Origin of the sequence: Rahnella perminowiae, from assembly GCF_019049755.1 — a bacterium.
Taxonomy (GTDB): domain Bacteria; phylum Pseudomonadota; class Gammaproteobacteria; order Enterobacterales; family Enterobacteriaceae; genus Rahnella; species Rahnella perminowiae.
Window position 1 is genome coordinate 1 of record NZ_JAFMOS010000422.1, and the last position, 8,695, is coordinate 8,695.

Below are 8,695 nucleotides of genomic sequence, written 5' to 3' on the forward strand. Positions count from 1 at the left end.
ATTTAAAGGCTTTTACTCAGCGCGGTACGCAGCAGAAGCACCGCCGCCTTTAAAGCCTCTTGCTTTCCATCAGGGATAAATAATACTGTATATACATACAGTTTTCCTTGATGGTGATTACAATGCAGTTCCTCACGCTTAACGAGCCACGGCAGATCCTGGCATTCCCCTTGTTCAGCGACCTTGTCCCCTGCGGGTTCCCGAGCCCGGCGCAGGATTATGTTGAGCGGCGTATTGATCTCAATGAACTGATGATTCAGCATCCGAGTGCCACTTATTTCGTGAAAGTGACCGGTGACTCAATGATTGACGCCGGGATTGGCGAGGGCGATTTACTGGTCGTGGACAGTTCCCGTAAAGCTGAACATGGCAATATTGTCATTGCTGCGGTTGACGGTGAATTCACGGTTAAGCGCCTGCAACTGCATCCGGTTGTCATGCTCCGGCCTGAAAATAGTGTTTATGCGCCAATCATCATTGGCAGCGAAGAAAGCCTGGAAGTTTTCGGCGTAGTAACCTATATCGTGAAATCGGCGAGCTGACTATGTTTGCACTGTGTGATGTGAACTCTTTTTATGCTTCCTGTGAAACGGTATTTCGCCCCGATCTGAAGGGGCGGCCGGTGGTCGTTTTATCCAATAATGACGGCTGTGTTATTGCCCGTTCTGCTGAAGCATATCCATTTGTAAAAATGGGAGAACCGTATTTTAAACAAAAAGAAGTGTTCAGGCGTCATGGCGTAGTTTGTTTTAGTAGTAATTATGAACTCTACGCGGATATGTCCAACCGGGTAATGACCACAATTGAGGAGATGGTGCCACGCTGCGAAGTATACTCAATTGATGAGGTTTTTTGTGACCTGACGGGCGTGCGCAATTGTCGCGATCTGACGGAGTTTGGGCGTGAAATCAGAGCCACTGTTCTGCAACGTGCGCATCTGACGGTTGGGGTCGGTATCGCACAAACCAAGACGTTAGCCAAACTGGCTAATCATGCAGCAAAAAAATGGCAACGGCAGACGGGTGGAGTTGTTGATTTGTCAAATGTCGAACGGCAAAGAAAGCTTATGGCGGCGTTACCCGTGGATGAAGTCTGGGGAGTCGGCCGGCGGATCACGAAGAAACTGAAGTCTATGGGGATCGGGACGGTGCTGCAGCTGGCAGACACTGATATCCGGTTCGTCAGAAAACATTTCAACGTTGTGCTGGAAAGAACGGTGCGTGAGTTACGGGGTGAACCGTGTCTTGAGATGGAAGAGTTTGCGCCGGTAAAGCAGGAAATTGTTTGCTCCCGCTCATTCGGTGATCGGATCACGGAATATGAGCAGATGCGTCAGGCTATCTGTAGTTATGCTATCCGGGCAGCGGAAAAGCTCCGCAATGAACATCAGTATTGCCGGTTTATCTCCGCGTTTATTAAAACGTCTCCCTTCGGATTAAATGAGCCTTATTATGGATCCAGCTCATTCGTTAATTTGCTGACGCCGACACAGGATAGCCGGGATATTATGGTTGCGGCGACGCGCTGTCTGGATGCTATCTGGAAAGAGGGGCATCGCTATCAGAAAGCCGGAATTATGTTGGGCGATTTTTACAGTCAGGGTGTGGCTCAGCTGAATCTTTTCGATGAAAACGCACCGCGACATAATAGCCAGAAACTGATGGGCGTATTGGATTATCTGAATGCCAGGAAGGGGCGTGGAACGCTTTATTTTGCCGGGCAGGGCATACGGCAGCAATGGCAGATGAAGCGTGAAATGCTCTCGCCGAGATATACCACGCGATATCAGGATCTGCTCGTTATTAAATGATTACCGCCATGCCTCGTTTAAAATAAATATTATTGCTTCGCATTTTAAATAGCCACGTTTTACCTGCGGGCGGTTGCTGGTGCAGATACAGTGACTGCCGCAGGCCCGCCGCCTGCGTTTAACCATATCATCTGACACACCTGACATTGGTAGGTCAGGCGCAGTTAATAAAAAAAGATGCCTGATCGCTAGTAAAAATTTCCCTGAGTAACTAGCATTTATCCAAGATTGATTTTAATTAAAAGACTTATTTCACGATGACTTATCTTGAAATTTTTAAGTCAGCGTCTTGATCCTACCGTGTCTGTGTTGGGAGTCTGTAGATGGGTGACAGCAGGTTGAGGGTGATGGAGTTACTGGCCTGGCTGAGAAAGGGCAGACTGTGCGTTTTGCTGGCGTGGCTGGCATTTTTTGGCTCCTTTCATCTGCAGGCAGCTGAACCCCGGCAGATGCCGTCTGATCAGGAAAAAGCCCGCACTGTGTTTATTTTTCATCAGCCGGTTGTGATGTTGCAGGCAACGTTCGGCTTGTCCACGCCGGAAGAGCGTGTGTTGCGTATCCGTAATACGCTGCGTTCGCTGAACGGGGAGGACATCCGCCATCCGGTGCAGATCCTGTCTGTGCAACGTTATGGTCAGCAGGGGCGGTTGTTTGTAATCAATGGTAAACCACTGATGTTGCTGTCGGAAAGTGATCTGGATGAAGGCGATGACCTGACGCTCGATCAGGCCGCGCAGCGTGTGCTGGCGCGCTTCAACACACAACGCACCTCGCTGGCAGAGCAGTATTCTTCCTCGTATCTGGCGATCGCGACACTCAAAGTGGTTGCGGGTACCGCTGTGCTTATTCTGCTGTACTACGCGGCGTTTACATCCTGGGCTAAAGTGAAAGCGTATTTCACGGCAAGGATTTTGCTGAAGAAAGGGTGGATCCCGTACCGGTGGCGCAGTTTGCTGGGTGCGGTTGAAGTGCATTTATACGCCATTTTGATAATTTTTCTGAGCATCGTGGCGTTTTATCTCTGGCTGAGCTGGTTGTTCCGTTTATATCCGTGGACGCGTATCTGGGGGGAATCGCTGGGTGACTGGTCAGTCGATGTGGTGCAAAAAATCGCTCTGGCGATTGTGTCGGCGTTCCCGGGCTTGATGATCGTGGCAATCATTTTCCTCATTACGGCGTTTATTCTCAAGCTGCTAAAAATACTGTTAAAACGGGTTGAGACCCGAAAAACGCAGGTGCCCGGCCTGCACCCTGAAACGGTGGGCGCGACTCGAAAACTGATTTCTGTCATGGTCTGGCTGTTTGCGCTGTCTGCGGCCTATCCGTTTTTGCCTGGCGCAAACTCACTGGCCTTCAAAGGTGTCAGCGTATTCTTTGGCCTGATGCTGACGTTGGGATCTGCCGGCGTGATGAACCATGCGATGAGCGGACTGGTGCTGATTTATTCCCGGGCGCTGCGTAAAGGCGATGTGATCCGCATCGGCGATAACGAAGGACTGGTGAGTGAAATCGGCATGCTGGCGACCAAAATTATCACCCGTGAAAGTTACGTTGTCACCGTGCCGAATGCTGTGGTGGTCAGTGGCAAAATCACCAATCTCAGCGCACAAAATCCGGGGGGCGGTGTCAACCTGATAACCCGTGTCACCATCGGTTATGACACGCCCTGGCGGCAGGTGCACGCCATGCTGGAGCTGGCCGCCAGCCGTACGCAGGGTATTGATCTTCAGCATAAACCGCTGGTACGCCAGCTCAGTCTGATGGACTGGTATATCGCCTATGAACTGCAGGTGCATCTCCGTCCGGGCGAATCCCTTGCCACAGTAAGAAGCGAATTACACAGCCATATTCAGGACGTCTTCAACGAATTTAATGTGCAGATTATGTCGCCGAATTTTGTCAATCAGCCGGAAACAGCCGTCATGGTGACTCAGGACAACTGGTTCGCCGCACCGGCCTCGCCGCCGGATAATCCGAAATGAAAGAGAGGGGACCGGTCAGCCCGTGCGGCGAATTGTCCGTTTTTAACCCTGCGGCGGGAACTGGCCGAGTTGCATGAACGCGCCAAACCAGTCTTCCAGATGCCAGGTGGTGGTGATGCGTTCGCCATTCAGCTCATGGAATTCATGCAACCGGATGCTGACAAATTTGCCTGTAGGCTCGATGCCCATAAAGTTGCCGTTATGTGTGCCGGTAATTTCTGCACGCACGGCAATCTTCCCCGGCGTCTGAAGGAGGTCGTGAAGGGTGATCTTCACGTCCGGAAAAGCTTCAATAAATCCCCTGATGATGGGTTTCAGCCCTTCAGGGCCGGGAGCCTGTCCGGGGGCGAGGGGAATATCTTTCCAGTCCGGGGTAACTGCCTCATCCATTAAGTCCGGATTATGCAGGCTGAAAGCCTGATAGATTTTTTCAACTGCCTTACGTTCCGCTATAAGTCGATTTGCCATCTCGTTATTGTCTGACATCGCTAAATTCCTCTGGCTGAATGCATTTTTATAGGGTTAATGTGGTGCACGCAGCGAGTATCCCATTTGTATCAGTCATAATTGAAATAAGAAAAGCATATAGAGGAATATACGTTTTATGGATTTTAAGGGCCTCGACCTGAATCTGTTGGTCGCGTTTGATGCGCTGATGGAAGAGCGGAATGTGACCCGTGCCGCCAGCAAAGCGGCGGTCAGTCAGCCGGCGATGAGCGCGGCATTGTCGCGCCTGCGAACGCATTTTGCAGATCCGCTGTTTATTCGCAGTGCTTCCGGTTTGTTGCCTACCGCCAGGGCAAAAGAGATCAGTTTACACGTGTCAAAAGCGCTTAACGAACTGAGTAATCTGCTGGCTCCGGACGACAATTTTGCGCCGGAGAACAGAAAAATGTCCTTTACGCTGGGTACGTCTGAATACCCGCTGATGGTGCTGCTGCCCGGCATTATGCGGGCGATCAGCGAACAGGCGCCCGGTGTGGCGCTGCATGTGCGGACATTTACCGACCGCGATGCGTCCGTGTCGATGCTGGATGCCGGTGAGGTGGATCTGGTGATCGGTATTCCCCCGACCCGGCCGGAAAACCGCATCTTGTCACTGCCTCTGTTCAGTGATGAATTTGTCACACTGATCCGCCGCGACAATGATGCGGCTCGCGACGGCATGACGTTAGAAGCTTATCTGGCAATGAGCCATATTCTGGTCTCGCCGGAAGGAAATCATTATGGTCTGGTCGATGAACAGCTCAGAAAAATGGGGCTGACACGGGAACTCCGCCTGACGCTGCCGACCATGGCGGGTGTTGCCGGTGTTGTGCAGCAGACGGGATATGTTGCAACCGTATTGAAACGCAGTGTGATAGTCAGCGGGAAACATCAAAATATCGTGATGACGCCGCCGCCGGTAGCGCTGCCGGAAATCCCGTTTTATCTGTTATGGCACCGGCGTTCGGATGACAGTAATGCGCAGAAATGGCTGAGGAAACTTATCTGTGCACAGGCCCGCGAATTGCAGTGAACAGCCGGATACCGTTGACGTGATCTGACCGTTAATACGACAGTGCAGATTCAGCCATCCCGAAAAACGTCCCCTGCATGATGCGCAGGGGACGCGTGACGTCTAACCCGCCATTCCGTTCAGGGTTTCCATTACCTCATCTGACAAAGTTACCTTCGCACTGGCCAGATTTTCCTGCAAATGTTGCGGTGATGAGGTGCCGGGGATCAGCAAAATGTTCGGCGAGCGTTTCAGCAGCCAGGCCAGCGCCACCTGCATGGGTGTTGCCTGCAATTGTGCCGCGACTTCATCAAGCCGCGCTGACTGCAAAGGCGAAAAACCGCCCAGCGGGAAGAACGGTACATAAGCAATCTCCTGTTCCGCCAGACTGTCGATCAGCGCATCGTCGTGACGGTTCGCCAGATTATACATATTCTGAACACAGGCGATGGTCGTCATTTTCTGTGCATCGGCGACCTGTTTTGCCGTCACATTGCTCAGGCCGATATGGCGGATCAGACCGCGTTCCCGGAGCCTGATCAGCGCTTCCAGCTGCGGTTCCAGCGATCCTTCTTTCGGCTGATGGACATCGAGCATGCTGCGCAGATTCACCACGTCCATCACCTCCAGCCCGAGATTGCGCAGGTTATCTTCCACCGCCTGCGTCAGTTCCTGCGGGCTGAAAGCCGGTAACCAGCCGCCTTTTTCATCGCGTCGCGCACCAACTTTGGTCACGATGCGCAGATTATCGGGATAAGGATGGAGGGCTTTTTTGATCAGCTTATTGGTTTCATGCGGGCCATAAAAATCGCTGGTATCGATGTGATTAACACCCGAAGCCACGGCATCACGCAGCACCTGTATGCCCCGTGCTTCATTGCTGACCGGGCCAAAAACGCCGGGGCCAGCCAGTTGCATTGCACCGTAACCTAAGCGCGCCACTTCTCTGTCGCCGAGGCGGTAAGTCATTGAGGGTTGTGTCATGGAATTCTCCTGTGTGGGTGTTCATCGATTGTAGCCGCACTCAGCTTGTGCAACTATCCGGTGAAATCAGGACAAACTGTACGGAGTGACGCACAATGCCGATGGATATCGCGCTGTTGCATGCAGTAGTAGAAGTGGCGAAAGCGGGGGGATTTCGTGAGGCGGCACGCGTCACGGGCAGCAATGCATCCCGGTTGAGCGATGCGGTGCGCCGTGCTGAACAGCAGCTCGGCATCCGTCTGTTTCACCGTACCACGCGTGCAGTGGTGCTGACTGAAGCGGGCAGAGCATTGCTCGAGCGGCTAATTCCGGCCATGAAAGAGGTGGATGCGGCACTTGACGCTCTCAACCGTTATCGCAATACGCCCGGTGGCACGCTGCGTCTGAATGTGCCGGTTAGTGCAACCCGGCTGGTTTTGCCTGCGCTGGTGCCGGAGTTTCTGCGGCGTTATCCGGATATTCAGTTGGAAATCATTGCCGAAAGTAATGTACAGGATGTATTTCGTGACGGTTGTGATGCGGGGATCCGTTATGACGAACGCCTTGAACTGGACATGGTGGCTATCCCTATCGGGCCGCGCCGTCAGCGTTACGCTGCGGCGGCCTCCCCGGATTATCTCAATACGCATGGCAGGCCATCGCATCCGCAGGAGCTAATACAGCACCGGTGCCTGCGTGGTCGCTATGCCCGCGGGATCATGCCGGACTGGGAATTCGAACATGAGGGGGAAAGCCTCAGCGTGCAGGTGAACGGCCCGCTGGTGGTCAGTGTCGGCGGCGCGATGGATCTGGCGCTGGAAACGGCGGTGGCGGGTACTGGCATTATCTACCTGTTTGAAGAATGGCTGCGGCCTGCCATTGCCAGCGGCAAACTGGAGGCTATCTTGCAACCGTGGTGGCTGTCGTTTTCCGGGCCGTATCTTTACTACAATGACAGGCGCCTTATCCCTGCGCCGTTACAGGCGTTTATCGATTTTGTGCGTGAAGATAATCTGAACCGGGATTTTTCTGTTTAACAGGGGCAGGGAAAAGAAAAAAACCTCCAATGATCAAGAGGATACAAAATCCTCTTTTTTATGTCTGAAAATCTCAGCCCAGCAGGCCAAGATGCTCCACAAGAATGGATGTACCGATACCGATCAGCACCACGCCACCCAGAATTTCGGCCCATTTACCCATTGCGGCACCGAGGAACCGGCCAAGCAGCATACCGGATGTTGCCATAATAGTGGTGGCGGCACCGATAGTCAGTGCCATCACCAGAATATTCACCTGAAGGAAAGCCAGACCGACTCCGACGGCCATGGCATCCAGACTGGTTGCGACGGCTGTCGTGACCAGCAGCCAGAAACCATGACGGCGCGGTGCCAGTGTATCTTCTACCGCTTTATCTTTCCTGAAGGCTTCCACAATCATACGGATACCGAGGATCAACAACAGGGTGAATGCGACCCAGTGATCCCAACTCATAATAAACTGACTGGCCGCCAGACCGATTCCCCATCCGATCACCGGGGTGATGGCTTCAATCACGCCAAAAATAAGCCCGGTGCGTAATGCCTCTTTCAGCGGTGGCCGGTGCAGAGAGGCACCTTTGCCAATTGCCGCTGCGAAGGCATCCATGGACATACCGAACGCCAGAATGAGAATGGTATAAAGTTGCATAAAACGGACCAGTCAGGCCTTCGGGAACAAAAAAGGCGGGTTATTCGTTGAGATGCGCAGTTTGCCACAAAACTAAAAATAGAAAAACCTTTATTTTCAATGTGTTATAGTCTTGGTTAAGAAAGTTAGCATAGGCTATATTTGATTGAAATAACCGCAAGCTGATGAAAATGGCAACGCGAAGTAGCAAAAACATCAATCATCATAGCAATACAGAATGAGTGGGGTTTATACAAAGAATCTGACTGACTCATGATATGAAAGAAATAAAAGTCACCACGCTGAACTTCACCGGCGGCTACTCAGCACTGGAAAATGACTGAAAGAGTTCAGGTTCACTGTCATCAGCCGTAACACCGGGTGTTCATAAAATCATTCAGCGCTCCCCAAGTGCGGGGGGTATAAACGGCACTGGCGCTGAGCATATGCTGCTTATACCTGCCAGCTACAAAACACTATCTGGCTGATCAATACAGAAATTTATCCATATCTGCCTCTGTGCAGAGGGATAAGCCCAGGTCTGTAAAGGCACTGGCTGTGAGGTTTTCGGATCCCTCGTATGGATTGAAATCAATTATCTCTACAGTTCATCCTACATACGCTTTGTTTAAGAATGTATTTTTAACAGGCAATGTAAAAAAATGAAATGTAACAATGATTATCATTTAATATTTGACGATTTTTTTTGTTTTTATAAAAAAAAAAGTGTATTCATTTTTATATCTGTCTCTTATAAACATCTCCGAGCCCAGGAGA

Annotated in this window: 8 protein-coding genes; 5 read left to right on the forward strand and 3 right to left on the reverse strand. The window is 51.6% G+C overall.

What is annotated here, in order from left to right; genetic code table 11:
- Window positions 1-122: 122 nt before the first annotated feature.
- From J1785_RS06400 to J1785_RS06410, 3 genes are all read left to right on the forward strand, one after another.
- Entirely contained in the window at window positions 123-542 is a 420-nt protein-coding gene (locus tag J1785_RS06400) for a translesion error-prone DNA polymerase V autoproteolytic subunit (RefSeq protein WP_129953653.1), read from the forward strand.
- Between the two features lie 2 nt (window positions 543-544).
- Window positions 545-1,810, forward strand: coding sequence for a Y-family DNA polymerase (locus J1785_RS06405; RefSeq protein WP_129953652.1), 1,266 nt, complete (start codon window positions 545-547; stop codon window positions 1,808-1,810).
- 347 nt (window positions 1,811-2,157) lie between these two features.
- Window positions 2,158-3,792, forward strand: a complete 1,635-nt coding sequence (locus tag J1785_RS06410) for a mechanosensitive ion channel family protein (protein ID WP_420803829.1) — start codon at window positions 2,158-2,160, stop codon at window positions 3,790-3,792.
- A gap of 42 nt (window positions 3,793-3,834) precedes the next feature.
- Here J1785_RS06410 and J1785_RS06415 read toward each other — a convergent pair whose 3' ends face one another.
- The gene (locus J1785_RS06415) at window positions 3,835-4,278 is read right to left on the reverse strand and encodes an ester cyclase (protein ID WP_217219061.1); all 444 of its coding nucleotides are present in this window, start codon (window positions 4,276-4,278) and stop codon (window positions 3,835-3,837) included.
- A gap of 118 nt (window positions 4,279-4,396) precedes the next feature.
- Here J1785_RS06415 and J1785_RS06420 point away from each other — a divergent pair, with 118 nt between their 5' ends.
- Complete coding sequence (locus J1785_RS06420; protein WP_217219062.1) at window positions 4,397-5,311, forward strand: LysR family transcriptional regulator; 915 nt, start codon at window positions 4,397-4,399, stop codon at window positions 5,309-5,311.
- Between the two features lie 102 nt (window positions 5,312-5,413).
- Here the strand turns inward: J1785_RS06420 and J1785_RS06425 are convergent, their stop codons facing one another.
- Complete coding sequence (locus J1785_RS06425) at window positions 5,414-6,274, reverse strand: aldo/keto reductase family oxidoreductase (RefSeq protein WP_129953648.1); 861 nt, start codon at window positions 6,272-6,274, stop codon at window positions 5,414-5,416.
- 95 nt (window positions 6,275-6,369) lie between these two features.
- On the opposite strand from J1785_RS06425, the gene J1785_RS06430 reads away from it, so the two are divergent.
- A complete protein-coding gene (locus tag J1785_RS06430; RefSeq protein WP_217219063.1) occupies window positions 6,370-7,290 on the forward strand; it encodes a LysR substrate-binding domain-containing protein in 921 nt (306 codons plus the stop codon).
- A gap of 73 nt (window positions 7,291-7,363) precedes the next feature.
- Here the strand turns inward: J1785_RS06430 and mntP are convergent, their stop codons facing one another.
- A complete protein-coding gene (mntP, locus tag J1785_RS06435; RefSeq protein ID WP_129953646.1) occupies window positions 7,364-7,939 on the reverse strand; it encodes a manganese efflux pump MntP in 576 nt (191 codons plus the stop codon).
- Between the last annotated feature and the right edge of the window lie 756 nt (window positions 7,940-8,695).